Consider the following 23187-nt stretch of genomic DNA (forward strand, 5'->3'; position numbering starts at 1 on the left):
CAACGAGAGAGTGTTTGCGATGTTGCTTAAGATGTTTCAGGTTGACGCCTTTTCTGATCGGATCTTTGGCGGAAATCCTGCTGCCGTTCTGGTACTTGAAGAGTGGCTGTCGGACAGCACGATGCAGTCTATTGCAGCAGAAAATAACCTTGCTGAAACGGCTTTTGTAAAACGTGCCGTTGACGGCTGGGATCTGCGGTGGTTCACCCCAACGGTGGAAGTGGATTTCTGCGGACACGCCACGCTTGCCACCGCACACGTTTTGGTAACGGAATATGGCATACCGGGACCGCTCTCGTTTTCCGCTCGGGTCGGTCAGCTGAAGGTCGAGGTGAAGGAGGATGGCTATCTGCTCGACCTGCCGTGCATTCCTCCGGAAAAAATGGCGCAGCTTCCGGAAATCATCAGCCCCGTATTCAGCAATCAGGCTGAATTCTGGTTCCGGAATTTTGAAAACATCTTTGTAGTGCTGAGCGGGGAAGATGCGGTCAGAGCGTGTCAGCCAGATTTGCACGTGCTTGCCGGGCTGGGGCCGACAGGCGTGGTGGTGACGGGGCAGGGATCGGGAAGCCAGTACGATTTTGTCTCGCGCTATTTTGCGCCGGGCGCAGGCATTCCGGAAGATCCGGTGACCGGCTCAATACATGCCACCCTGGTGCCTTACTGGGCAGAAAAACTGGGTAAAAACAAATTATCCGCCTGGCAGGCGTCTCAGAGAGGGGGTCATCTGATTTGTGAGCTGAAGGATGACAGGGTCGTTATCGAAGGTAAGGCGGTTACGTTCATGAAGGCGGAGATTTGTGTACCCGTCTGACCGATACAGCCTGGTGCCGGTTATCAGCAACGCCGCGGCAGGCAGCGCTTATGTCAGCTCAAGATCGGATATTACGCGCTTCACCTCGGTGAGCTGCTCTGCCCGCAGCGGTAATAGCGGACGGGGCAGACAGTTATCATCAGCCAGGCCAAGAAGGCTGGCAGCGGCTGACATAACCCTGAAACTGCCGCCATGCTGACGAAAAAGGGCCCAGAGAGGGCTGAGGCGTTCGTTTTGTTCGCGGACTGCTGCATGGTCGCCTGCCGCCGCCGCTTCTGCGATCCGTTTTGCTACCGCGGGAAATAAGCCGCCACAGACAGAATACCAGACATCACAGCCGGCGATCAGACCGGTGGCGGCCGAGCCGTCACCGCTGATGCCGATGGTTACGTTTGCAGGCAGCCTGTCGCGCAGGTTCCGGATTCTGACCGCTGCTGCCTCAGCATCAGCAGGCACGCCCGGAATTTTGATTGAATGCACGCCGGGCAGAGCTGCAATTTTTCCGTGCAGCTCATCTGAGAAGGTAAAATGGGTTGTGCCCGGATTATCATAGACGCAAAGCGGTACAGATACGTGTCGGGCGACCGTTTCAAACAGTTCATATACTTCGTCATCATTCAGCGCCTGGTAAGATACCGGCGGCAGCAGCAGGGCACCGGCGCCAGCTGCCTGTGCATCGTCGGCCAGCCTCAACACTTCATCCGTGCTGACCGCGCCCACACAGATCATCACCGGAATATTACCGGCATTTTCTACCGCCAGTCTGGCAATCCGCCCGCGTTGTTGACGGGTCATATAAGCGTAGCTGCCCGTCGATCCGAGCACGCCGAGGGAATCGACCTTCGCATCGGTCAGCCTCCGAAGTATTCTCAGAAACCCTTTTTCATCAGGGGAGCCTGCTGTAAATGGGGTAAGCGGAAACGCGCTAAGACCTTTAAACATGACTTCTCCTTTTAAGTCCGGCTGAAGCCGGATTACTGGACGGCAGGCCCGATGTTGCTGGAGTCATTAGCAGGGCGGGCCGTTTTTCTCCTCGGGCTGCTTTGGCAGCATCCTGGAAAGTTGTACAAGGAAAACAATCGCCCACGTTTTCAGCGGCCTTTCTCATTTACCGTCATGGTAAACACGGCCACTTCCGCGCCATTGTTTATATAGGCATGCGGCGCGTCCGTTCTCGCAACGGCTGCATTCCCCTGATTAATCACGTAAGTGGTATCGCTGACGACCAGCGTCAGGCTCCCTTCAGACACGTGGAGCAGCTCGCTGGTGCCCTCAGGATGGCCGGCAGATTCAAAGGTTTCCCCTGGGTAAAGTACCCACTGCCACAGTTCGACCATATCCGGCCCGCTGGTCCCTGCCAGCAGGCGCGCGCTGCCGCCTTTTTCTCCTTGCCATAGTACGGGAATTTCACCTGCATCGATGAGATGGACGGCGGGCTTAGCGGCCACGTCAACGAAATCCGCCACGGACACGCCCATGGCGGACGCAAGGCGGCAGAGTAGCGCAATACTGGGGTTAGCCTTGCATCCTTCAATTTCAACCAGCATTCCCTTACTCACGCCAGCCTGGCGGGAAAGTTCATCAAGCGACATTTTTTTCTGGCTGCGATAAAGCTTAATCCGTGCAGAAACCGCCTCGTTTATCCTGGCTGCACTGGCATCGGTCGTTATATTGACTTTGCGGGTCATCGGTCATTATCATGTAATAAATTAGTCATTAAAGGATTATCGTATGTCAGCCGTATTACCGTCAATCGCTCCCGACATTTACCGTATCGCACCGGGATTTCGTGCACTCAGTATTAGCGTACAGGCGGCCACCGTGGCTGATGAGCGCGTTGGTCAAGCCGCGCTGCGGGAAGCCTGCGAGGCCGTTTTGGCCGGCCAGCCGGCCTGGGCAGAGGCGCATCTGAGCGCATGGAGCGATCTGTTTCGTGCCTTCGGGGCAAAACCTAAGCGCACACCCTGTTCGGCGGAAGCCCTGCGAAAACGTGTTCTGAAAGATGGCGCCATGGCCGCGCTCGATCCGCTGGTCGATTTGTATAATGCCGTCAGTATCCGGTATGCCGTTCCGGTGGGCGGAGAAAACTTTGCGGCTTACGCCGGGAGGCCACGGCTGGTTGTGGCGGACGGAACTGAAATCTTTGACACGATGAAGGATGGCCAGCCGGGAAGCGAGTCACCGGAGGCGGGAGAAGTTATCTGGCGCGATGATATCGGCGTGACCTGCCGCCGGTGGAACTGGCGGCAGGGCGTCCGCACCCGGCTGAGCGTGGCAGACAGTAGCATGTGGTTCATCCTTGAGAGTCTGCCGGAAATGCCGCTGGAAGCGTTGCATGCGGCGGGCAGGATGCTGACAGACGGCCTGGAGAAAATGATGCCCGGCGTGCGCTGTCAGACCGTTCTCCTCAGCAAGGAGTCGTCAGACACGTAATCACCTTTGCTCTCCCGGCTGCCTGATGCTACTTCTTAAGCATCGATTTTAAATCGGCAAAGGGGTTGTAGGTTGCCGCAGCAATATCATTTTGCGCGTCCTCTCCTGCCACAACGGTTGTGCCGTACTGGTCTGCTTCGGTGTACTTTGAGTGTTCATGATCATGGCAATAGAGGCATAGCAACTCCCAGTTACTGCCATCTTCCGGGTTATTGGTATGGTCATGATCGATATGATGAACCGTTAATTCGCGCAGGTTGGAATAAACAAACTCGCGTGAACAGCGTCCACATACCCACGGATAGATTTTTAATGCTTTCTCACGGTAGCCGCTTTCCAGCCGCGTGTAGTTTTTTGGGATCAAAGCCATTGCCGGTGTTACCTGTATAAAGAGACAATTTTACGATAGTGCTCACAATATATACCACAACTGAACGAAAGGAGAAGGGGTAGTGAACGTTCGCAAAGCTGAACAAAACGTCAGATAATGATAAATAAATTCACAGAGGTGTTTTGCGCTTCACGACAAGTTGTTTACTGCTCTTTTCCATACTCTTTCGGGGGGGGATTTTTGCGCAAAAATACTTGCGTTAAGCAAGGGCGGTGATATTAATTATTACCCGCATTTACAGTATGGGATGTCATATATGAAATTATGGCAAATATTTTTGGTTATTTTACCTGTCAGCATGATAGCGGGTGTTATCGCCAGATATCTGGATATTAATGCTGCATTGCAAGGAATGATACCGGGCTTAGCTACGGTTATTATGGCGATCATTATTTATAAAATAAATGCTTAAACCCTAAGGAAGATAAAATATGAGAAATATCCATTAGCCAAATGAATGATGTTTCAGGCGGCGAGGTAGACTGGAATCAGGTTGGAAGAGATTTTGTTACAACAGGTGCAGGAATGGCGGGAGGAGCATTCGGAATGGGCTTGGGCGGACCAATCGGTGCCAGCATTGTAGGATCAGTCGCTGCTGCGGGCGCGGCATGGCCTGATCACTTACGGATATTACCAAAATATTTGCGGGTTTATCGAAAACATAGATGAAAAGTGGATGATTGAATGTGCCAGAGCCAGTTATATCCATGAGGTGATAATGCAAATGCCAATGGGCTATGAAACGCTAATCGGTGAACTCGGTGAGGGGCTTTCTGGCGGACAAAAACAGCGTATATTTATTGCCCGTGCACTATATCGTAAACCGGGAATTTTATTTATGGATGAAGCAACCAGCTCGCTTGATACAGAGAGTGAGCGGTATGTAAATGGTGCGATTAAAAGTCTGAATATTACCAGGGTGATCATTGCACACCGGGAAAAAACGCTCAAAGCTGTTGACCGGATTATCTCAATCTAGTCCAGAATAATTGCGTTGTAGTACGTTGAAGTGGTGGTGGGATTGTATGAAGGAAATGAGAGAAAAGGAAGCTGATTTGATCTCATTCCTGCATGCAATTCTGTTTGCAGTCGAGTAAGGTAGTTGATTTTAAATATCGTTTAACTTTTTCAGGAGAAAATAATGAGAGCACTTTCAGCAAACGATTTATTGTCGGTCTATGGCGCGGATCGCGGCGATGCAGCGGTATCCGGTGCCACTACCGGAGCAACGACAGGCGCTGCTGCTGGTGCCTGGGCTGGTGCCCAGCTGGGCGCAGAAGGCGGGAGTCTTGCCGGACCGATTGGTGCCGTTGTCGGTTTTGGCGTAGGTGCTGCGGTCGGTGCTTATGGTGGTGCGGCTATCTGTGATTCATTTAGCTCTTCATCTGATTCAGCATCAAGCGGTAGCTAATAATGTTGGGGGAGAGAACTATGGCATTTCTGTCTTCAGACAAAACCCCTTTTTTAATTATTGGGGTAGGTCTCATTTTTTCCGGTACATTGCCTGGTGGACCAACTCTGCTTTCGCCAAAGTTTTTGTGCATTTACTTTTTTGTTTTTCTGGCCGTTGTCTTTTATATATGGTTAGCTATCAGTAGTGGAGAAAAGAGCAGAATAATACTGGCTTGTGTAATTAGCGCACTGTCGTTAGTTTTGTTACCCATGATAAAAATACATTTTAGCAAGTGATTTTTCAGCCCTTCCTTATGGGAAGGGCTTTTAAATATATTCAAAAGGGATGTCGCTATGTATCGATAATATTTTTTTGAGGTGAAGAATATAATTACTTTCCAATACTAATGCCTGTATTCACTTTCCATTTTTATTTCGTCAAGCAGAAAGGGGTTTCTCATGCGGGTTCTGTTTATTGGCCCTCCTTTGTATGGCCTGTTGTATCCAATACTTTCTCTTGCCCAAGGTTTCCGTGCACAGGGCCATGAGGTAGTAATTGCAAGCGCAGGAAAATTTGCGCAGAAGGCAGCGGAGGCTGGCCTTATAACATTTGATGCCGCGCCCGAACTTGATTCAGAAGCGCAATATCAAGATCGTGAAGAGATACATACGCAAAAAGAACAATTTAGTGGGAAACTTCTCTTTTTTTGGTAATGAGATGGCTGACCGTCTGATTGAATTCGCAGGCCACTGGCGGCCCGACCTGATCGTCTACCCGCCGCCTGGCGTACTGGGACCGTTGATTGGGGCAAAATTCGGTATTCCCGTGGTGATGCAAACGGTTGGATTTGCCCACACCCCGTTGCATATAAACGTGGATTCAGCCCATGAAGCGGATGCCGAAATTATTTTACATCTCTCCCTCAATTCGCGCGCAGCTCTGCGCAAGCTGCCAACAAATGTACGGCTGGTCGACTGAATCCCGCAAATCGTTTTTGGTCAGGGAGCCGATCGTCCTGTTAATGCTCGGGCTGTGGTGGATCGAGGATGCGGCATCATTCCTGAGGAGGATGGATTGACAACGCAAATGATCAACGCATTCCTGAATAATGGTGCGCTGCGAACCGCTTCAGCACAGATCGCAGCGGAGATGGCGACGCAGGCCACGCCTGCCGAAGTTGCTGCCATGCTTGTCACCAGACTCAAAAAGGGCTGATGGCGACAAACTGGTACCGGCATGCATCGGGACGAGGATCGCTTTGGTTTCGTTTAGGGTCAGTTCGGCATCCAGCCATTGCTTTATTATGACAGTCCCACATAGCTATCTTTTCCAGTCATGCAGGACGTCCTCAGGAGAAAGCCGTACCGCTAAGACGAGCCGCAGCCACATCGGCCAGCACGGACAGCGCCAGCGAATTAGCATCGCGTGCTTTAGGGAAGATGCCGATCGGCGCTTTGATCCTGTCTGTATCCTGGGCCCGCCAGCCAAGTTCGTGAAGCTTCTGTACGCGCCTGCCGTGAGTTTTTCTGCTGCCCAGCGCGCCGATATAAAAAGGCGTCGCGGCCAGCGCGGCCTGTAACACCGGCAGTTCGCGATCGAGGTCATGATCGAGCAGAATGACCGCCGTATCGGCATCGATTTGCACAGGAATGGGCAAACGGAAGTCGTTAAGATGGACTTCATAGCCTGCGGCCTGCGCGACTCTGGCCGCCGCTTGCGCTTCTACTGAACGGCCACAAATAACGAGCCGTGTGCGAGGGCGGTAGCGGACTTCGAAATCTGCGCCGTTCAGGCCACTTTCACGCGTGGGAAACAGGCTGCGCAGCGTCTGCGACTGCGGGTTATAGGCCAGTCCCGCGCAGCGTCGCTGTTCCAGCGTGTTCAGCACCGACAGTAAGGGCTGTGCCGAACGCAGTTTATGAATGCTCAGGGTGATGCCGCCGCCGCAGGGCAGCACGATGTCAAACCAGGGCGATCCTTCGCCATAGATCACCGTGCGATCCTGACCGGAACTTATCACTGCCAGCGCTTCAAAAGCCGCTGCGGACTCTATGCATCCGCCCGAGACAAAGCCGCAATACAGCCCATCTTCGCGCACGGCCATTTGCGCACCCAGCGGCCGGGGTGCGCCGCCCCGAATTTCAGTCAGCGTGACGAGAGCGGCTGCCATACCCAACTTAAGGGCGTCAGCAGCAAAGCGCAGGATTTCCACGCTGTCGTCGGTTAAAAATGCCTGCTCCGGCGAGGCGTGAGCCTGACTTGTTTGTGCGATACAGGAGAATTGTTGCAGCACCGTTTTCTATCCTTATATAAGCTTTTGCTGGTGTTTCTCGTGCCACCACGACGTCAACAACCTCAAACCGGCAGTTCTGCTGCCGGTTGCCGGGGTTAAACCAGTTCAGGCAAGGCTTTCAGCAGTTTATCGAGCGTGATGGGATAGTCCCGCACCCGAACGCCCGTTGCGTTATAAATAGCGTTAGCAATAGCCGCGCTAACGCCACACAGGCCCAGCTCGCCTACGCCTTTTGCTTTCATCGGTGACGAAACTGGATCGGTATCCTCCAGAAAAATCACCTCCTGCTCAGGGATATCGGCATGCACCGGCACTTCATAACCCGCCATATCGTGGTTAACGAAGTACCCCAGCCGCGTATCAACGGCCAGTTCTTCCATCAGCGCACCGCCCAGCCCCATCGTCATCGCGCCAATCACCTGGCTGCGGGCCGTTTTGGGATTGAGTATTCGACCTGCCGCACATACTGCCAGCATGCGGCGAACGCGCACTTCTCCGGTCGCGATGTCCACGCCCACCTCAACAAAATGCCCGGCGAAGGTGGACTGCTGGAATTTTTCCGCCAGATCGCCAAATTCGATAGCATCCTCGGCGGTTAACGTTCCCTCTGAAGTGGCATCAGTAAGAGCAGCGCTGCGATCGCCTGCCTGAATTTTCCCGTCGGCAAACGTTGCCTTAGCCGGATCGAAACCCAGCTTTTTCGCCACCGCTTCACGCAGGCTGACGCAGGCGGCATAAACACCCGCCGTCGAGCTGTTCGCTCCCCATTGCCCGCCTGAACCGGCGGAAACCGGAAAGTCAGAATCTCCCAGCCGCACCACAACGTTTTCCAGCGGCACGCCCATCATTTCGGCTGCCGTTTGCGCCAGAATCGTATAGCTGCCCGTGCCGATATCGGTCATATCCGTTTCGACCGTCACCACGCCCGCAGCGTCCAGATGGACGCGAGCGCCGGACTTCATCACCAGATTGTTACGAAAGCCGGCCGCCACGCCCATTCCTACCAGCCAGCGGCCGTCTTTTACCTGGGCAGGTTTGGCGTTACGACGGCTCCAGCCAAAATGCTCTGCACCGGTGCGCAGGCACTCCACCAGCTGGCGGCGCGAGAAAGGGCGCTCCGGATTGGCGGGATCGACCTGGGTGTCATTGAGGATGCGGAACTCGACCGGATCCAGGCCCGCTTTCTCCGCCATCTCATCAATGGCGATTTCCAGAACCATTAGCCCCGGCGCTTCGCCGGGCGCGCGCATGGCATTGCCTTCCGGCAGATCGAGCTCTGCCAGCCGCAATCCGGTAAACCGGTTAGCCCCTGCGTAAAGGAGCTGAGTCTGCTGAACCGCCGTCTCCGGCTGACCTTCCGGCAGATTACCGGACCAGCTTTCATGAGCGATGGCGGTAATATGTCCGGCCCGATCGGTGCCGATGCGCACGTGCTGAATAGTCGCCGGGCGGTGGGTGGTGTTGTTAGGAATAAAAGGTCTGGGCAGCATCACCTTAACCGGGCGCTTCACCGCCCGGGCAGCAAGGGCTGCCAGTACGGCGTCGCTGCGCAGGAACAGCTTCCCACCAAATCCGCCACCGATATAGGGCGAGCGCACGCGTACGTTTTCTGGCGGCAGCTTGAGCGTTTTGGCCAGATCGGTTCGACACCAGTCAATCATCTGGTTGGAGGTCCAGAGCGTAAGCTTATCCCCTTCCCAAACCGCCATTGAGGCATGCGGTTCCATTGCCATATGACTCTGATCGGGCGTGGTGTAGGTGGCATCGAGTTTGACTTCAGCGGCTGAAAACGCACGCTCAAAGTCGCCGGTTGTTTTGTCTGGCTCGCTTTCCGGTGCTTTGGCCGTGGATTTTTGCTCAGCCAGATCGTAAGCGCCGTGCTCGCGGTTATAGTGAACCTCTACCAGCTTTGCCGCTGCCCGGGCCTGTTCAAACGTTTCCGCCACGACGACGGCCAGCGCCTGGTGGTAATGCTCGATTTCCGGTCCGCCCAGCAGTTTAGCCGTGTTTTTCTCACCCTTGCCGAGCGGACCGGCATTGGCGGCTGTAACAACGGCTAATACGCCGGGGGCATTTTTAGCGGCAAGTACGTCAATTGAGGTAATATGCCCTTTGGCAACCGGCGAGCCCACCACATAGCCATAGGCAGCATTCGGCGCGACATCATGCCACTCATAGGCGTAATGCGCGGCTCCCGTGGTTTTCAGCGGGCCGTCGATTCGGTCATGCGGATGGCCGACAACCTTCAGCCGATCGATGGGATTGTCCTGTGCGGGTTGATCAAATTTCATGGCTTTATGCCCTCGCTTCGGTCAGCGTTGAGGCGAGCGTGCGCTTCGCCAGGATCAATTTAAACTCATTTTCATGAGTGGGTTGCGCGTCGGCAAACAGGCGTTGATAAACCGGTTGAACGCCGTGTATCAGCTGGGCATCAGCCGCTTCAAGCCGCCAGGGTTTATGCGCCACGCCGCCCAGCGCAACCCGGCCGCTACCGTCTGACTGCACAATGGCGGCAACCGACACCAGCGCAAAAGCGTAGGAAGCACGATCGCGGACTTTGCGATAAATATGCGTGCCGCCGAGCGGGGAGGGTAGGGTGACGGCGGTAATCAGCTCGCCTGGCTTCAGCACGGTTTCCAGATGAGGCGTATTTCCCGGCGCACGATAAAAATCGGCAACGGGAATTTTGCGCTCGCTGCCGTCCGGGCTGACCGTCTCTATCACCGCATCCAGCAGCCGCATCGCAACGGCCATATCACTGGGATGCGTGGCAATGCAGGCTTCGCTTGCACCCACCACCGCATGCTGACGGCTGAAGCCCTTCAGGGCGGCACAGCCGCTACCGGGCAAACGTTTATTGCAGGGCTGATTCGTATCGTAAAAATAAGGGCAGCGCGTACGCTGAAGAAGATTACCGGCGGTGGTGGCCTGGTTGCGTAACTGGCCGGATGCCCCCGCCAGCAGCGCCCGTGAAAGCACCGCATACTGCTGGCGTACCCGCGCGTCAGCGGCCAGATCGGTATTGCGCACCAGCGCGCCAATTCGCAAGCCGCCTTCAGCAGTCGGCTCAATCTTATCGAGGGCCAGACCGTTAACGTCGATCAGATGCGTTGGCGTTTCGATTTCAAGCTTCATCAGGTCAAGCAGGTTTGTCCCGCCCGCAATGAACTTTGCGCCAGGCACTCGCTGAGCGCTTGCGGCCGCTTCGGCAGGCGTTTTCACACGCTCAAAAGTAAAAGCCTTCATGATTCATGGCCCCCGGCGACATCTTCAATCGCGGCAAGAATGTTGGAGTAAGCGCCGCAGCGACAGATGTTGCCGCTCATTCGCTCGCGTATTTCATTGGCCGTCACTTCGGGTTGAGAAACCAGATCGAGAGTGACATGGCTTGGGATACCTGAAGCAATTTCCTGCAAAACCGCGACGGAGGAGCAGATTTGCCCTGGCGTACAGTAGCCGCACTGGTAGCCATCGTGTTTAATAAACGCGGCCTGCATCGGATGCAGTTTGTCAGTGGTTCCCAGCCCTTCAATGGTGGTGACGTCCGCATCCTGATGCATTACCGCCAGCGTCAGGCAAGAGTTGAGTCTTCGTCCATCGACAATAACGGTGCAGGCACCGCACTGGCCGTGGTCACACCCTTTTTTTGTGCCGGTGAGATGCAAATTTTCGCGCAACGCATCCAGCAGCGTGGTTCGCGTATCGACCTCAAGCTGACGGGTTTCGCCGTTGACTTTTAGCGTAAGCGGCAGCATTTCTGGCGCTGGCGTCACGGGCAGTTCTCCTGCGCCTAACGCCACACCCGGCGATACTGCCGCTGTTGCTGCTGTGGCGGCGCCGGCTTTAATTAAACTTCGACGTGACAGATTAAAATCTTTCCGTGTATAATCTTTTATATAACGCCCCCGGTTTTCTTTTCTTTTTTCGTCGTCAGGACGTCTGTCTTCCGCGTTATCGCCTTGGTTGCTCATGCCAGGCCTCCAGTATGATCAAAGTGAATGGAAAAATGCTTACCGCAACGTTGTTATGGTTTTTTGAACCTTAATCATAGTCGGGTCTGGCGCAGGCGATTACGCTAAAATGCGGCATGCTGCAATGAATCAAACTAATGAATAAAAAAGTATGATGTTTGCGGTTTGCCATAAGAAAATTAGCTGGCAGGCATGAAGAGGTTATTTAATTAACCTGTGCTGTCGGCAACCTCTAACCGCCGTAATAAAGCCATTAAATTGGTTAGAAATAGTGAAGTTTCTGGCCGCATAATATTTTGAATGGTTAACTGTTTTGAGCAGCCTGACGGCAGGCCTCTCCCTGTGGGAGAAAAAATTTACCCGCAGTCAAAAAAGTTCGCCAGCCAGGCTGACACGTCGGGTATGTTTGTCCATCGGTTGTCATTAACGCATTTACAAATGCGCACTGTCGACATAATAAAAACGGTAGAGCAGGACGGAAAAAAGTCACATTTCACGGCGGTATTTTATTTCCAATAAATGTGACGTAACGCGTCTGCGTGCGCATGGCAACTCCTATAGTTAAGTTACCCATACGGGCTAACGGAGGTGAGTATGTCTGAACGTCCTGATTACGTAGAGCCAGTTCCTGATGATGCCGAATACCCTGCTCATGAGGATGATGAGGATCTGCCAGAAGGTACTGACGAAGTGGTCGATCCTCTTGAAGATGAAGATCCTTTAGACGATGAAGATACCGACGATCTTTCAGAAGATGATGAAGTGGATGACGATGATGTAGATGAGGAAGACGACGATTCTGATGAGCCTCGGGAAAATATCTGATAGTTCAACCGCACGGTGAAGCGAGCCCATCATGGGGCGCTTTGCCGGGGCGGTTTTTTTACGGTGACGCCAGAGCATGGGAGATCTCTGAAAACGTTCCCTGAACCGCCAGCGCAGCGGGATCGTTACGCCGGTGTGCTGTACTGACTGGAAAAATTAATAAATACTTATTTTTCAGTTACGTTGTTCGGGGAAAAACGATGATGAGTTATCCGACAGGGCCAGCAGACATCTATTCACGTCGCTCGCAGGAAACGTTAGCGCTATGGCAAAAAGATCGGGGCAAAGAGAATCCTCTGCGGGGCGAATTCTACCCGGAAAACTTAAAAGCGATTGCGACCGGCATTCAACCGCGATTATCTCAGTCGATTGTCGAGGTGCTGGAAAGGCTGCAAGCCTTAACGGCTGGCGACGCAAACGCCGATGTTATGCAAATCGGACACTTCCACCTCACTTTCCTCGCCATTACGCCCGCCATCTTTGACGATAACAACGTGCCGGAGCAGACGGCAGAATTAAAGCATCTGTTTGCTCAACACTGCGGCGATCGTCCTCTTACCGTTCACGAACTCAGGCTGGTCGCTTTACCCAATCAGCTGCTGCTGGCAGGCTATCCTGATGACGAAAGCGTACAGCGGCGGCAGGCTTTCTGGCGCGCTTTGCAACACTCTTCCTTCGCAGAACAGCTAAAACAGCGCTATCCGGGCTCCGACCAACCGCCAGCGTTTTGGCACAGCACGCTTTTAAGGTATCACGCCGGGCGGCTACCGCCTTATGTGCAGGATTTCTTTATTGCTCAGCAAACGGCACGATACGGTACGGTTTCAGGAAATATTAAACTACGGCTGGTCACCTATAACTGGTCGGTGGCAGAGACGATCCTCGGGCTGCCACAATGAGACGATCGTCACAACTTTACCCCCTGTAGCCAGTTTCTCCATACCTATGGACTGTTTCACATAACTTCCTGCCCCCTGAATTCTGTATGTTGCGTTACAGATGCAGGGACAAAAACCGGAGTTGTGAAATGTCGTATATTAACAATAGCTTGAGTTTGCCACAGTCTCATAAGCAAAAAGTTCGTCGTATGAACATTTTCATCGCGTTTTCCGCCGGACTGGCTGGGTTACTTTTTGGGTTGGATATCGGCGTGATTTCAGGGGCGCTGCCTTTTATCACCGATCATTTTTTACTGAACAGTCATCAGCAGGAGTGGGTGGTCAGCAGCATGATGCTCGGTGCTGCCATTGGAGCAATCTGTAACGGCTATGTCTCCCACCGGCTGGGGCGTAAATACAGCCTGATGATTGGCGCGATGCTGTTTATCGTCGGTTCGCTGGGGTCGGCGATGTCGACCAGTCTGGAATGGCTGCTGGCTTTTCGCGTGCTGCTTGGCATTGCTGTGGGTATCGCTTCTTATACCGCGCCGCTTTATCTCTCTGAAATGGCAACAGAAAATATCCGTGGCAAGATGATCAGCATGTATCAACTGATGATCACCGTCGGCATCCTGCTGGCGTTCCTGTCGGATACGATGTTCAGCTACAGCGGCAACTGGCGAGCCATGCTGGGCATTCTGGCGCTGCCCGCTATCGCTCTGTTTGTGCTGGTGGTATTTCTGCCTAACAGCCCACGCTGGCTGGCGGCAAAAGGTCTGCATGTCGAAGCGGAAGAGGTCCTGCGGATGCTGCGCGATACCTCTGAAAAAGCCAGACAGGAGCTAAATGAAATCCGTGAAAGCCTGAAGATGAAACAGGGTGGGCTGTCGCTGTTCAGAAAAAACGATAACGTTCGACGGGCCGTTTTTCTTGGCATGCTGTTGCAGGCGATGCAGCAATTTACCGGCATGAACATCATCATGTATTACGCGCCGCAGATTTTTAAGATGGCCGGTTTTCAGAGTACGCATGAACAAATGATGGCGACGGTAGTCGTAGGCTTAACCTTTATGCTTGCGACGTTTATCGCTGTCTTTACCGTGGATAAGGCGGGCCGTAAACCCATTTTGAAAATCGGCTTTTCGGTGATGGCGTTCGCCACGCTGGTATTGGGATATTGCCTGATGAAAGCGGGTGAAGGCGCGGTCACCGCTAATCTCTCCTGGGTTTCTGTTGGAATGACCATGCTCTGTATCGCTGGCTATGCAATGAGCGCCGCGCCGGTAGTCTGGATCCTCTGTTCTGAAATCCAGCCGCTGAAATGTCGTGATTTTGGTATTACCTGTTCAACCACGACTAACTGGGTCGCGAATATGATTATCGGCGCAACGTTCCTGACGCTATTGGGAAGTATTGGCGCTGCGGGGACTTTCTGGCTCTATACCGGTTTTAATCTGTTGTTCATCGTGATTACGATTTTCCTGGTGCCGGAGACGAAAAACGTCACGCTTGAGCATATTGAAAAAAACCTGATGAGCGGCAGTAAACTGCGGGATTTGGGAAAATAGTTCCGGCTGGAGAGAGTTTTGCTCTCTCCACGCTCACCTGCTGATAGCGAAATGAAGAAAAAGTCTCTTCTTTGACAGGATAAACGCCTGTTTTACCCGGCCAGCTTGCATGGAGAACGGCTTCGCGACTACTGTTTAGGGCTTGGGTTTACGCTTACCGGACAGTTAACGACAGGGAGCCGTAATGAAAAAGGTCCTCGGCACTTTTTTACCGCTGTACACAACCACGCTACTGATGCTGCTCGGCTCGGGCCTGCTAACCACCTGGGTCTCACTGCGGCTGGCTCATGAACATGTTAGCGGCGCGCTGATCGGCGGTATTACGGCGGCTAACTATGTTGGGCTGGTGATTGGCGGCAAGGTTGGGCATAACTTGATCGCGCGTGTCGGCCATATCCGCGCCTATGTTTCCTGCGCGGGTATTATCACCGCCTCGGTTCTGGGGCACGGCCTGACCGATTTTCTTCCGGTTTGGGTTTTGCTCAGAATGGTTATCGGGCTGTGCATGATGTGCCAGTACATGGTGTTGGAAAGCTGGCTGAATGACCAGGCCGAGCCGGGACAGCGCGGACTGATATTCGGTTTTTATATGGTGGCAACCTATCTGGGCCTCTCTTCAGGGCAAATAATCCTGATGGCACAAAGCGATTCCGGCCTCACCAGCCTGTTGATTGTGGCGCTCTGCTTTGCGCTTTGCCTGGTACCCATTGCCCTCACAACCCGCACTAATGCACACCCCATGACGCCAGCGCCGATGGAGTTAGGTTACTTTTTCCGTACCATTCCTAAAATCCTCGTTATTACCCTGGCGACCGGAATGGCCGTGGGTGCCTTTTATGGCATGGCACCGGTTTATACCAGTATGCTGGGGTTCAGCACGCGGCAAACCGGGCTGTTTATGGCCATTGCCATCTTCGCCGGTCTGGTCTCGCAGTTTCCTCTCAGCCTGCTTTCCGATCGCATCGATCGTCAGCGCCTGCTGTTTTATATCGCCCTGTTTTATGCGCTGGCAGCTTTACCGCTGACGCTGCCTTTGCATGTTCATTTTCTGTGGATCACCGTAGCGGCTTTTATTACCAGCATGATGCAGTTTTCGCTTTATCCGCTGATCGTGGCGATGGCTAACGACAGCGTGGTGCCTGAGCGACGCGTGTCTCTCACGGCCTGCCTGCTGATGGCCTTCGGCATCGGTGCCTGTATTGGCCCGATGGCAACGGGCGCCATCATGCAGCCGCTGGGAGGCAATATGCTGTACCTGTTTTTTGCCCTTTGCGGCGTGGCGATTGCCGCAATGAGCTGGCATCGGCATAAAGTCGTTCAGGAAAATATCGATACGCCTATTCCTCACGTTGCGGTCCCGGACAGCCTGAGCAGCTCACCGCTGGCTGTGGCACTGAATCCTACCGTTACTGAAGATGAGATCCAGGCGACAATGGTGAACAGCGAAGAAGACCCCCCTACAAACGGTTAAAGCCATACCGCCTGCCTTCCCTTTATTTGAGGTATTTTTTTAAAGAAATACCTCCGCCTGCCGTTTATTAAAAGGGCAGGGGATACCGGAAACCGGCATTCTTCTCAGGAAGTTAACTTTACAAGCGTCGCAATGCCGGGCTGTCAGTTTACCCAAAAGCGAACAATTGACGTCAAGACGTCTTAATATTGTCATACGTCGTAGTGAAAGGCCTTAAGGCGATATATCGTTTCTAAAAAATGAATTTTTATGAAACATTTGTCTAAGTGCTATAATTTGCGGCGGATCTGTTTTGATAAGGAGAGTCAATGGAGATGAGCATGTCCTCAAGAAGGAAAGTCTGGATGACAATGGTGACAGCGAGCGCCGCTGTTTGGATATGTTTCGCCGCGGTTGTAGCGGGAGGAATGAGCTGATGAACAGCTTTGAAGAAGGTGTAATCAATACAAAGGCTGTGGAAGAACAACCGTATTTAAAAGGTTGGGTACTGAGTGAAGCACAGCGCAATTTTCTGGAATCTTTTCTGAAAGAAGAAGATGAAACCTCAGTAAAAGAGCAACATTAAGCAGTCCGGCTCGCCGTTGCGGGCCGGTCTACCTGATAATTTGCCGACGGGTAAAAAAGCGGGTCATCAGAATGGCGAAAAGGGCAAACAGCCCGCCCGTTGCCGTTGCCTCTAACCGATGGGTGGCTACCTGCAATTGCGAAGCGCCGAGGCTTGAGATCATAAAGACCACCATTAGCGTGACAAAAAAGGTGAAAACAAAATAAGACTTTGAGATCAAAGAGTAGGAAAAGCTAAACGCGATGTAGCCAAATAATATGAATCCCCCCACCAAAAACAGCGGGCTGTGGCAAAGGTCGATTAGCATTGCTGCCAGAATACTGCCTGTTAAGGTTCCCAACACCCTTGCCTGAACGCGAGAAATCGAATCGCGATAATTATTACGCAGGCAAATCAGCAACGTCATGCCCGCCCAATAACCATTCTGCACGTGCAATATTTCCACCGTGCTTAACGCCAGGCACATGGTTAACACCCCGTAAAAGATTGACCATTGCAGATGTATTTTGTGTTTGTATTTACCCATGGTGATGCGCAGAAACCGTAACCAGGCATGAGGCTTAAAATCCTTCAGCTGGAAAGGGTAGCGTCGAAAAACCAGATAGAGAAAGCACATTTGCACTAAACCGCCACTGCCGGTGAGCGCAGCACGCGCGGCAGCATGTTCAACGGTGCCGGCAAAATAACCAGAAACCAGGTAAGCGATTGACCATTGCAATAACATCCACCAGGCGCTGGCATCAACATTCGTCATCATCACGTACACGCCCGCGTAAACCATTGCGCCTGCAATATAGAGCGGAACACTATTCCCCGTCAGGCAGCCAATCCAGGAAGAGAAAGCGATGCCCAACGTGGTGGTGATCAGCAGTGAAAACGATGAGCCGCCCCAGGTTTTGTTCGCACCAAAAGCCAGCGTCAATGCGCCGCTGGCCGCAATGCTGGCGGCGGCAACGTGGTTAAACGTAAAACCCGCCAGATAGATGGCGGCAATGGCTGGCAGGCAACATAGCCCTAACAGTAAATCGTGTTGCAGTGTGGAAGTAAGGCGCATTTGCTGACAGCATCTCCTGAATGTTGTCGGTAGAATAAAAAAACGTGACGCTTGCAAAAGCCACTTTCAATGATTAGGCTTTGCCCGCAAAGGTGATGGTGTTCCACCTTACCTAACCGCTCCGTAAGTCTGGCGCTGATGACACCTGATACAGCCATCTTTTTCACCAAACAGGGTGGCCGCCCGTCAGGATGCCAGCATCCCTGTACTGCCTGCCTCGTTTAAACCAGAGGACTCTATGAAAGCACTGTTCGCCGTCATCGTTGGCGGTTCCGCTGGCTGCGTTATTCGCTGGCTGCTGGCCGTTCGCCTTAACGCACTTTTCCCCAATCTGCCGCCCGGCACCCTGATTGTGAATCTGGTTGGCGGCTTTATTATTGGTGCGGCGATGGGCTGGTTTTTACGCAACCCGCAGCTCGATCCTGCATGGAAACTGTTAATCACCACGGGCTTATGCGGTGGGATGACAACCTTCTCGACCTTTTCACTGGAGATCGTAACGCTGCTCCAGGCCGGGAACTACTTTTGGGCCATGGTTTCCGTCTTTACCCACGTTATCGGCTCACTGTTAATGACGTTTTTGGGCTTCTGGCTGATGACGCTGATTGCCGGATAACTGCCGCTGCATGAGCGTGATATTTTGTCTGGCTCAGGCGATCACGCATTACCGACATAAACATTCGGTTCATCTGACTCCAGCGCCAGCGCGCTCGCACTGGCCGCATCAAACAGCGACAGGCTTTCAATCTGATCCAGTAAAATCACCTTGCGAAATGCCATGGCGGATTTCGGTTCTGAATCCAGCGTAATATTATGCTCGGCGTACCATTTGCTGTAATTATGCTCGATGCACAGGTTTAGCGTCTCGCCGTCACGGTAGCCGCTGAGCATAGGAATCAGGACGATATTGGATGTTGAGGTATTCTCGTACGCGGCAGTGTGGATCATTCCAATATAAATGCGGCGGGATTTTAACGTTACCCACGCCAGCTCGCCTTCTTCCATACACTGAAACAGCAAGCCTTCTACGCCGTTCGCGCGGGAAAGTTTTTTGTAGAGTCTTTTACGTCCGCTGCTGTTCAGGCGGGCGCTGCCAGACCAGCTGGAGCGATAAATACAGAAGGCGACGGCAAACGTCAGCATGACGACAACGGGCGCCTGGATGCCGAGAAAGCTCCAGTTCATAAACTCCATTTGCCAGTCGTGATGATGACCGCCAGCGAGCTGTGGCAAAGCGTTAAGCAGGGAAGAGAGCCCAAACAGAACCAGCCAGATCAATCCTGTGGCAATGACGCCCTGTAAAACGAAGATACAGCCATAGAGCGCGACAAGAAAATAGACGTCCCAGCCAAATGAACGTTTGATTTTAAAACGGGTGGAGAGGTCACGGCTGGTGTACCAGTAACCGCAGACCATTAACACCATAAATATCGCGGTACCCATCTTAAGCCCTCTTTAGCGTATGGACGTGACGGGAGAAATCTTCGCGAACTTCATCGCTGGCGATATTGACCGTAGCGATGCCATCTTCATCAATAATGATGCGTTCGCCTTCTTCGATGGTTTCTTCAAAATTGCGCTGGCTCATTAACTGCAACAGCGATTCAGGACTGGAAAAAAGAGAAAACAAAAATTTTAACACGTCGATCTCCTTCAATTGCCAGTGGTAAGCCTGGCAGCTCGTTTCCTTTTGTTCTATGAGACGATGATTAAAGCGGGGAAAATCGCCATCCGTGGCAATCGATTATCAGCTGCCGGTCTGCGGCGCTGGATCGTCCTGTAAATGTTTTTTGAAGTGCTTCTCAATCTGCTCCAGCGTCTTGCCCTGCGTCTCCGGTGCAAACAGAATCGCGAAGATACCACCGGCAACACCGATGGCGGCAAAACCGAAGAAGGTCATGGTCAGGCCGAAATGCTCCAGTAATATCGGGAACATAAAGGCGATCGAGAAGTTGGTCATTTGCATGGCAAACACCGAAATCCCGTTGGCCATGCCGCGAATACGCATTGGGAACATCTCGGACAGCAGCAGCCAGGTGACAGGAGAAAGCGCGCCCTGCTGGAAGCAGAGGAACACCAACATGCCGGCCAACACCAGATAGCTGCGTAATACGTCAGGATGGCCATCAACGGTTTCCGGCATCAGCCAGGTCAGCAGCCCAATCGCCAACAGCGTACAGGTGCAGCCAATTTGCCCGGTCAGCAGCAGAGGACGACGGCCAAAACGGCTGAGCAACATAATCCCCACGAAGGTCATAATCACCGAGATCACGCCGTTAGCAATGGTGGCCAGCAGGGAAGCGTTGGTGCCAAGGCCCGTTGCCTGCAACATTGTCGGTGCATAAAACATAATGGTGTTCACACCGGAAAGCTGTTGCAGCATGGCAATGCCGATACCGAGAGCAACCAGACGTTTCATCCAGGTAGAGATGGTTTTCTTACGGCGAGCATTTTTCTCGCTTTTAGAAGACATGGATTTACGAATTTCACTCAGTTCTTTTTCCACCATTCGGGAGTGGCGGGTACGTTCCAGCACGTCACGAGCATCACTGTAACGGCCATGCATCGCGTACCAGCGCGGCGTATCCGGCAGGAACAGCATGCCGACCCACAGGATCACCGCCGGGACACAGGCCACGCCCAGCATCCAGCGCCACGTTGCTTCACCACCCCAGACCTCATTGATTGCGGCGTTGCTGGTGTAAGCAATCAGCTGGCCAGAAACAATCATCAACTCCTGTAGGGTAACAAACTGCCAGCGGCGATTCGCAGGAACGATTTCGGCAATATAGATAGGAACGATAGCTGCCGCACCGCCAACAGCCAGGCCAAGAATAAAGCGGAACGAGATCATCATTTCCACATTTGGCGCCGTAGCACAGCCAATCGAGCCAACCATAAAGATCAGCGCCATCACCAGAATGATTTTTTTACGGCCAAAGCGATCGGCCACACGACCCGCAAAAATAGCGCCGATCGCCGAGCCAAGAATCAGAAAGCTGGTTACCATGCCGGTAGTCAGTGAGGTCAGATGAAGATCGTGCTTCATAAACAGTAAGGCGCCGGCAATCACGCCGGTATCATAGCCAAACAGCAGGCCTCCAAGTGTCGCAATAAAGGCAATTACTTTTACCAGCGGTTCGGTCGAGGTCGGCGCCTTTGCCGACGCGGCCTTTGTCCCGCTGCTTGATGTCTCAGTCACAAGTTACTCCCTGTTAAAACGTTATTATTGTGGTTGTGATGTGATGCAGATCACATGACTATAAATTTAATCTACCCGAGCGATTTTGGTAGGAAAATGACAAAATTTAATTTCAGGCTGGCGAGGCAACAAGCGGGATGAGCGCAAAAAATAATGCCGGAACGGGTTCCGGCATTGGTCTGATTTTTTGAGCGACAGGGAGACTGAAGGAACCTGTCCCGCTTTTTACTCACGCTATACAGAAGAACGTGTCGAAGAGGCCCGGCATAGCCGTTTGGCCAGATGAGACATATTTTCCTGTGCCACCAGCGGGTTATCGGCTGTCATCTGATTGTATTCCTCCAGCCAGTGTCGATATTGTTCGGCGATCTGCTCAGGATTTTCATCGTTTCGGGTTGTACAAATAAACAGCTGCGCGGAAAGGCGAGCCCGATCCTGTAGGTAAATTTCGTACTTTTTATTCCATGCAGGCGTACCGGGGTATTCCCGAATAATCACCTCGCTGAAGTGCAGATGCGGCCAACGCTTCAGTCGTTCAGTAAAATATTTTTTATCCATGACGGATTAGCTCTCCGTTTTTTTAGTGGTTTCACCTGGTTTTAAAACATGCTGCGTCAGTCTGCGTAAGCACTGAGAAAGTAAAGTTAGTTGAAATTACCCGCTTCGCCAGCCGAACGCTTTTTTTCAGATTAATAGCCAATAATCCCGACTATCTGTAAATTTTAACTTAATGAAAATTAACGATTAATACCTAAACGGCATTGAGGCAATGAAGCGGCTTTTTCGCATTTTTTGTTTACTCGCTGTCGGACCTAAGGTAATTTCAGAAGCACTACACGCCGGGGAGTAACCATGAAGCAATTAGTAATCGATATTTTAATGAAAATCGCTAAGGTTGAAGTCGATGCGAAGGAACTGACCGCACAGGTGGAAGCTCAGTCTTTGCTCATCGCGGCGCTGCTGCTGACGGCAGGAAAAGAGGGCGCGTCCACTATCTCGGAAAATATTCAAAATGCCGTACTTGCGGCCACCTCTTCCGGGCAACAATTTTTGCAAACGGATGTCGATCTGTTGCTGACCCACATTAACCGTCTGCTGGCCGTCACTCGCTACATTGATGAGAAGAAAAACGTCGAAGAGCCTAACTAATCTGGGGGAAAATTATGTCTCAGACTCTACATCGTCCGCCGTTGCCGCCTTTTACCCATGAAACCGCGAAGGAAAAGGTTCGTCTGGCAGAAGATGGCTGGAACAGCCGCGATCCGCACAACGTGGCGCAGGCCTATACCACCGATACTCGCTGGCGTAACCGGATTGAGTTTGTCTCTAACCGACAGGAAGCTGAAGCGTTTCTCAGCCGTAAATGGCAAAAGGAGCTGGACTACCGGCTAATCAAAGAGCTTTGGGCGGTGGACGGGCGGCGTATCGCCGTGCGTTATGCCTATGAATGGCATGATGAGGCCGGAAACTGGTATCGCTCATACGGTAACGAAAACTGGGAATTCGATGATAACGGACTGATGGCGCATCGCTACGCCTGCATTAACGATCTGCCGATTCAGGCATCCGAGCGTAAATTCCACTGGCCCCTCGGCCGCCGCCCGGACGATCATCCGGGGCTTAGCGAGCTGGGCTTGTAGCCCGCCTCAGGCGAAATAAAACCACGCAGTTTGTATCAGCCCGTCCGCTATCTCAAACACCGCAATACTTTCTATGGGTTCAGCCTGTAACCCATAGATCACCTCATGATCGAATACCTGATTGCCCAGTACGGTACGCGACAGCAGCTCCGCTCTCAGGTTTGCATTATTAAATCGATGATCGCGGTAAAACTCAGCCAGAGCCGTTTTTCCGGTGAGCGAAGGAGAATCTGCTGGCATCCGCCATGCAGTAAAGTTTTCCGAGAAACAGGCGATAAAGGCCGGCAGATCGTGGGCGTTATAGGCGGCGAACTGCTTTTCGACAGGAAGCGTTACTGACATCTTGATCTCCATTGAATTTATATTCATAAATAGTGAATATAAATTAATTTAACTTTGTCAGTAATAAAAGTAAAATTTAGGCTATGTGTACAAGGATGTAGAAGGTCGGGGATAAAATTTGCCCGTTAATTGACGTTGGTCGTTTCACTGCCATCATGTCGCCATACTTCGCCGCACATCAGCACGGCATTGGGACGACGCTGATGAATGCGATCCGCCATCTGTTGGCAGGCCGTTTGTGTTGGGAAAATATGTTCAGAAACGGGCAGGGCGTCACAGGCATCATGACCACATGCGCTGACCAGTAAAACGAATCCAATTAGCATTGCCCACTCCTCTGACGCTCT

28 protein-coding genes, 2 pseudogenes and 1 riboswitch are annotated in these 23187 nt (G+C 52.5%); of the genes and pseudogenes, 16 read left to right on the forward strand and 14 right to left on the reverse strand.

The window, feature by feature from the left end; all coding sequences use genetic code 11:
* Nucleotides 1-19 precede the first annotated feature (19 nt).
* Nucleotides 20-814 carry a PhzF family phenazine biosynthesis protein gene (locus EHV07_RS04755; protein WP_147195594.1) on the forward strand — a complete coding sequence of 265 codons (795 nt, stop codon included), beginning with the start codon at nucleotides 20-22 and terminating at the stop codon, nucleotides 812-814.
* 48 nt (nucleotides 815-862) lie between these two features.
* Here the strand turns inward: EHV07_RS04755 and EHV07_RS04760 are convergent, their stop codons facing one another.
* Nucleotides 863-1756, reverse strand: a complete 894-nt coding sequence (locus tag EHV07_RS04760) for a dihydrodipicolinate synthase family protein (protein ID WP_147195596.1) — start codon at nucleotides 1754-1756, stop codon at nucleotides 863-865.
* A gap of 149 nt (nucleotides 1757-1905) precedes the next feature.
* The gene (locus tag EHV07_RS04765) at nucleotides 1906-2502 is read right to left on the reverse strand and encodes an XRE family transcriptional regulator (RefSeq protein ID WP_147195597.1); all 597 of its coding nucleotides are present in this window, start codon (nucleotides 2500-2502) and stop codon (nucleotides 1906-1908) included.
* Between the two features lie 43 nt (nucleotides 2503-2545).
* Here EHV07_RS04765 and EHV07_RS04770 point away from each other — a divergent pair, with 43 nt between their 5' ends.
* Nucleotides 2546-3247 (forward strand): B3/4 domain-containing protein, encoded by a 702-nt coding sequence (locus EHV07_RS04770; RefSeq protein WP_147195599.1) that lies wholly within the window; start codon nucleotides 2546-2548, stop codon nucleotides 3245-3247.
* Nucleotides 3248-3275: 28 nt separating this feature from the next.
* Here EHV07_RS04770 and yajD read toward each other — a convergent pair whose 3' ends face one another.
* Nucleotides 3276-3617 carry an HNH nuclease YajD gene (yajD, locus tag EHV07_RS04775; protein WP_147195601.1) on the reverse strand — a complete coding sequence of 114 codons (342 nt, stop codon included), beginning with the start codon at nucleotides 3615-3617 and terminating at the stop codon, nucleotides 3276-3278.
* Between the two features lie 277 nt (nucleotides 3618-3894).
* Between yajD and EHV07_RS24440 the strand changes: the two genes are divergently transcribed.
* The 6 genes and pseudogenes from EHV07_RS24440 to EHV07_RS04795 all read left to right on the forward strand — a co-directional run bounded on the left by EHV07_RS24440 (nucleotide 3895) and on the right by EHV07_RS04795 (nucleotide 6246).
* Nucleotides 3895-4050 (forward strand): hypothetical protein, encoded by a 156-nt coding sequence (locus EHV07_RS24440; protein ID WP_168199591.1) that lies wholly within the window; start codon nucleotides 3895-3897, stop codon nucleotides 4048-4050.
* A gap of 41 nt (nucleotides 4051-4091) precedes the next feature.
* The gene (locus EHV07_RS25130; RefSeq protein ID WP_371419664.1) at nucleotides 4092-4307 is read left to right on the forward strand and encodes a hypothetical protein; all 216 of its coding nucleotides are present in this window, start codon (nucleotides 4092-4094) and stop codon (nucleotides 4305-4307) included.
* Nucleotides 4273-4617 (forward strand): annotated as a pseudogene (locus EHV07_RS04780) (ATP-binding cassette domain-containing protein); the annotation flags it as partial. The gene EHV07_RS25130 and the pseudogene EHV07_RS04780, both read left to right, overlap by 35 nt.
* A 162-nt stretch (nucleotides 4618-4779) precedes the next feature.
* A complete protein-coding gene (locus EHV07_RS04785) occupies nucleotides 4780-5049 on the forward strand; it encodes a hypothetical protein (RefSeq protein ID WP_147195602.1) in 270 nt (89 codons plus the stop codon).
* A 20-nt stretch (nucleotides 5050-5069) separates the two neighbouring features.
* Complete coding sequence (locus tag EHV07_RS04790) at nucleotides 5070-5327, forward strand: hypothetical protein (protein WP_147195604.1); 258 nt, start codon at nucleotides 5070-5072, stop codon at nucleotides 5325-5327.
* A gap of 162 nt (nucleotides 5328-5489) precedes the next feature.
* Nucleotides 5490-6246, forward strand: a pseudogene (locus tag EHV07_RS04795) (glycosyltransferase).
* 133 nt (nucleotides 6247-6379) lie between these two features.
* Here the strand turns inward: EHV07_RS04795 and EHV07_RS04800 are convergent.
* The 4 genes from EHV07_RS04800 to paoA all read right to left on the reverse strand — a co-directional run bounded on the left by EHV07_RS04800 (nucleotide 6380) and on the right by paoA (nucleotide 11295).
* A complete protein-coding gene (locus EHV07_RS04800) occupies nucleotides 6380-7324 on the reverse strand; it encodes an XdhC family protein (RefSeq protein WP_371419665.1) in 945 nt (314 codons plus the stop codon).
* A gap of 95 nt (nucleotides 7325-7419) precedes the next feature.
* Nucleotides 7420-9615: an aldehyde oxidoreductase molybdenum-binding subunit PaoC gene (gene paoC / locus EHV07_RS04805; RefSeq protein ID WP_147195606.1), complete on the reverse strand. Its 2196-nt coding sequence runs from the start codon at nucleotides 9613-9615 to the stop codon at nucleotides 7420-7422.
* A gap of 4 nt (nucleotides 9616-9619) precedes the next feature.
* Complete coding sequence (locus EHV07_RS04810) at nucleotides 9620-10570, reverse strand: xanthine dehydrogenase family protein subunit M (protein ID WP_147195607.1); 951 nt, start codon at nucleotides 10568-10570, stop codon at nucleotides 9620-9622.
* The gene (gene paoA / locus EHV07_RS04815; protein WP_147195609.1) at nucleotides 10567-11295 is read right to left on the reverse strand and encodes an aldehyde dehydrogenase iron-sulfur subunit PaoA; all 729 of its coding nucleotides are present in this window, start codon (nucleotides 11293-11295) and stop codon (nucleotides 10567-10569) included. Before paoA ends, EHV07_RS04810 begins: the two co-directional genes overlap by 4 nt.
* Nucleotides 11296-11889: 594 nt before the next feature.
* Between paoA and EHV07_RS24445 the strand changes: the two genes are divergently transcribed.
* The 5 genes from EHV07_RS24445 (at nucleotide 11890) to EHV07_RS24450 (ending at nucleotide 16602) form a co-directional block, all read left to right on the forward strand.
* Nucleotides 11890-12120: a hypothetical protein gene (locus EHV07_RS24445; RefSeq protein ID WP_168199592.1), complete on the forward strand. Its 231-nt coding sequence runs from the start codon at nucleotides 11890-11892 to the stop codon at nucleotides 12118-12120.
* A 200-nt stretch (nucleotides 12121-12320) separates the two neighbouring features.
* The gene (locus tag EHV07_RS04825; RefSeq protein WP_147195611.1) at nucleotides 12321-13019 is read left to right on the forward strand and encodes a hypothetical protein; all 699 of its coding nucleotides are present in this window, start codon (nucleotides 12321-12323) and stop codon (nucleotides 13017-13019) included.
* A gap of 128 nt (nucleotides 13020-13147) precedes the next feature.
* The gene (locus tag EHV07_RS04830; RefSeq protein WP_147195613.1) at nucleotides 13148-14566 is read left to right on the forward strand and encodes a sugar porter family MFS transporter; all 1419 of its coding nucleotides are present in this window, start codon (nucleotides 13148-13150) and stop codon (nucleotides 14564-14566) included.
* 184 nt (nucleotides 14567-14750) lie between these two features.
* Nucleotides 14751-16037 (forward strand): MFS transporter, encoded by a 1287-nt coding sequence (locus EHV07_RS04835; RefSeq protein WP_147195615.1) that lies wholly within the window; start codon nucleotides 14751-14753, stop codon nucleotides 16035-16037.
* A gap of 415 nt (nucleotides 16038-16452) precedes the next feature.
* Nucleotides 16453-16602 carry a hypothetical protein gene (locus tag EHV07_RS24450; RefSeq protein WP_168199593.1) on the forward strand — a complete coding sequence of 50 codons (150 nt, stop codon included), beginning with the start codon at nucleotides 16453-16455 and terminating at the stop codon, nucleotides 16600-16602.
* 28 nt (nucleotides 16603-16630) lie between these two features.
* Here the strand turns inward: EHV07_RS24450 and EHV07_RS04840 are convergent, their stop codons facing one another.
* The gene (locus EHV07_RS04840; RefSeq protein ID WP_147195617.1) at nucleotides 16631-17656 is read right to left on the reverse strand and encodes an FUSC family protein; all 1026 of its coding nucleotides are present in this window, start codon (nucleotides 17654-17656) and stop codon (nucleotides 16631-16633) included.
* A gap of 82 nt (nucleotides 17657-17738) precedes the next feature.
* Nucleotides 17739-17811, forward strand: a riboswitch (Fluoride riboswitch).
* A gap of 83 nt (nucleotides 17812-17894) precedes the next feature.
* On the opposite strand from EHV07_RS04840, the gene crcB reads away from it, so the two are divergent.
* Complete coding sequence (gene crcB / locus EHV07_RS04845) at nucleotides 17895-18272, forward strand: fluoride efflux transporter CrcB (RefSeq protein ID WP_147195619.1); 378 nt, start codon at nucleotides 17895-17897, stop codon at nucleotides 18270-18272.
* A 41-nt stretch (nucleotides 18273-18313) separates the two neighbouring features.
* Here crcB and EHV07_RS04850 read toward each other — a convergent pair whose 3' ends face one another.
* The 4 genes from EHV07_RS04850 to EHV07_RS04865 all read right to left on the reverse strand — a co-directional run bounded on the left by EHV07_RS04850 (nucleotide 18314) and on the right by EHV07_RS04865 (nucleotide 21416).
* On the reverse strand, nucleotides 18314-19099 hold the full coding sequence (locus EHV07_RS04850; RefSeq protein ID WP_147195621.1) for a hypothetical protein: 786 nt from the start codon (nucleotides 19097-19099) through the stop codon (nucleotides 18314-18316).
* Between the two features lies 1 nt (nucleotide 19100).
* Nucleotides 19101-19298: a hypothetical protein gene (locus EHV07_RS04855; RefSeq protein WP_147195623.1), complete on the reverse strand. Its 198-nt coding sequence runs from the start codon at nucleotides 19296-19298 to the stop codon at nucleotides 19101-19103.
* A gap of 105 nt (nucleotides 19299-19403) precedes the next feature.
* A complete protein-coding gene (locus tag EHV07_RS04860) occupies nucleotides 19404-20858 on the reverse strand; it encodes a sugar porter family MFS transporter (protein ID WP_147195625.1) in 1455 nt (484 codons plus the stop codon).
* A gap of 234 nt (nucleotides 20859-21092) precedes the next feature.
* On the reverse strand, nucleotides 21093-21416 hold the full coding sequence (locus tag EHV07_RS04865; protein WP_147195627.1) for a hypothetical protein: 324 nt from the start codon (nucleotides 21414-21416) through the stop codon (nucleotides 21093-21095).
* Nucleotides 21417-21710: 294 nt separating this feature from the next.
* On the opposite strand from EHV07_RS04865, the gene iraP reads away from it, so the two are divergent.
* A complete protein-coding gene (gene iraP / locus EHV07_RS04870) occupies nucleotides 21711-22007 on the forward strand; it encodes an anti-adapter protein IraP (protein WP_147195629.1) in 297 nt (98 codons plus the stop codon).
* 14 nt (nucleotides 22008-22021) lie between these two features.
* Complete coding sequence (locus tag EHV07_RS04875; protein WP_147195631.1) at nucleotides 22022-22498, forward strand: nuclear transport factor 2 family protein; 477 nt, start codon at nucleotides 22022-22024, stop codon at nucleotides 22496-22498.
* Nucleotides 22499-22504: 6 nt separating this feature from the next.
* Here EHV07_RS04875 and EHV07_RS04880 read toward each other — a convergent pair whose 3' ends face one another.
* Both EHV07_RS04880 and EHV07_RS04885 read right to left on the reverse strand, forming a co-directional pair.
* Nucleotides 22505-22840, reverse strand: a complete 336-nt coding sequence (locus EHV07_RS04880) for a nuclear transport factor 2 family protein (protein ID WP_147195633.1) — start codon at nucleotides 22838-22840, stop codon at nucleotides 22505-22507.
* A gap of 125 nt (nucleotides 22841-22965) precedes the next feature.
* Nucleotides 22966-23166 carry a hypothetical protein gene (locus EHV07_RS04885; protein WP_147195635.1) on the reverse strand — a complete coding sequence of 67 codons (201 nt, stop codon included), beginning with the start codon at nucleotides 23164-23166 and terminating at the stop codon, nucleotides 22966-22968.
* Nucleotides 23167-23187 lie beyond the last annotated feature (21 nt).

This window comes from Pantoea sp. CCBC3-3-1 (assembly GCF_007981265.1).
GTDB lineage: Bacteria > Pseudomonadota > Gammaproteobacteria > Enterobacterales > Enterobacteriaceae > Erwinia.

Bases quoted from the DNA above. Each gene is read 5' to 3' on its own strand.
- EHV07_RS04755 (WP_147195594.1), top strand. From the start codon at position 20: ATGTTGCTTAAGATGTTTCAGGTTGACGCCTTTTCTGATCGGATCTTT.
- EHV07_RS04770 (WP_147195599.1), top strand. From the start codon at position 2,546: ATGTCAGCCGTATTACCGTCAATCGCTCCCGACATTTACCGTATCGCA.
- EHV07_RS04865 (WP_147195627.1), bottom strand. From the start codon at position 21,416: ATGGATAAAAAATATTTTACTGAACGACTGAAGCGTTGGCCGCATCTG.
- EHV07_RS04850 (WP_147195621.1), bottom strand. From the start codon at position 19,099: ATGGGTACCGCGATATTTATGGTGTTAATGGTCTGCGGTTACTGGTAC.
- EHV07_RS04830 (WP_147195613.1), top strand. From the start codon at position 13,148: ATGTCGTATATTAACAATAGCTTGAGTTTGCCACAGTCTCATAAGCAA.
- EHV07_RS04875 (WP_147195631.1), top strand. From the start codon at position 22,022: ATGTCTCAGACTCTACATCGTCCGCCGTTGCCGCCTTTTACCCATGAA.
- EHV07_RS04825 (WP_147195611.1), top strand. From the start codon at position 12,321: ATGATGAGTTATCCGACAGGGCCAGCAGACATCTATTCACGTCGCTCG.
- paoC (WP_147195606.1), bottom strand. From the start codon at position 9,615: ATGAAATTTGATCAACCCGCACAGGACAATCCCATCGATCGGCTGAAG.
- EHV07_RS04785 (WP_147195602.1), top strand. From the start codon at position 4,780: ATGAGAGCACTTTCAGCAAACGATTTATTGTCGGTCTATGGCGCGGAT.
- crcB (WP_147195619.1), top strand. From the start codon at position 17,895: ATGAAAGCACTGTTCGCCGTCATCGTTGGCGGTTCCGCTGGCTGCGTT.
- EHV07_RS04765 (WP_147195597.1), bottom strand. From the start codon at position 2,502: ATGACCCGCAAAGTCAATATAACGACCGATGCCAGTGCAGCCAGGATA.
- EHV07_RS04760 (WP_147195596.1), bottom strand. From the start codon at position 1,756: ATGTTTAAAGGTCTTAGCGCGTTTCCGCTTACCCCATTTACAGCAGGC.
- yajD (WP_147195601.1), bottom strand. From the start codon at position 3,617: ATGGCTTTGATCCCAAAAAACTACACGCGGCTGGAAAGCGGCTACCGT.
- iraP (WP_147195629.1), top strand. From the start codon at position 21,711: ATGAAGCAATTAGTAATCGATATTTTAATGAAAATCGCTAAGGTTGAA.
- EHV07_RS04810 (WP_147195607.1), bottom strand. From the start codon at position 10,570: ATGAAGGCTTTTACTTTTGAGCGTGTGAAAACGCCTGCCGAAGCGGCC.
- EHV07_RS04885 (WP_147195635.1), bottom strand. From the start codon at position 23,166: ATGCTAATTGGATTCGTTTTACTGGTCAGCGCATGTGGTCATGATGCC.
- EHV07_RS24450 (WP_168199593.1), top strand. From the start codon at position 16,453: ATGAACAGCTTTGAAGAAGGTGTAATCAATACAAAGGCTGTGGAAGAA.
- EHV07_RS04880 (WP_147195633.1), bottom strand. From the start codon at position 22,840: ATGTCAGTAACGCTTCCTGTCGAAAAGCAGTTCGCCGCCTATAACGCC.
- EHV07_RS24440 (WP_168199591.1), top strand. From the start codon at position 3,895: ATGAAATTATGGCAAATATTTTTGGTTATTTTACCTGTCAGCATGATA.
- EHV07_RS04835 (WP_147195615.1), top strand. From the start codon at position 14,751: ATGAAAAAGGTCCTCGGCACTTTTTTACCGCTGTACACAACCACGCTA.
- EHV07_RS04840 (WP_147195617.1), bottom strand. From the start codon at position 17,656: ATGCGCCTTACTTCCACACTGCAACACGATTTACTGTTAGGGCTATGT.
- EHV07_RS04790 (WP_147195604.1), top strand. From the start codon at position 5,070: ATGGCATTTCTGTCTTCAGACAAAACCCCTTTTTTAATTATTGGGGTA.
- EHV07_RS24445 (WP_168199592.1), top strand. From the start codon at position 11,890: ATGTCTGAACGTCCTGATTACGTAGAGCCAGTTCCTGATGATGCCGAA.
- paoA (WP_147195609.1), bottom strand. From the start codon at position 11,295: ATGAGCAACCAAGGCGATAACGCGGAAGACAGACGTCCTGACGACGAA.
- EHV07_RS25130 (WP_371419664.1), top strand. From the start codon at position 4,092: ATGAATGATGTTTCAGGCGGCGAGGTAGACTGGAATCAGGTTGGAAGA.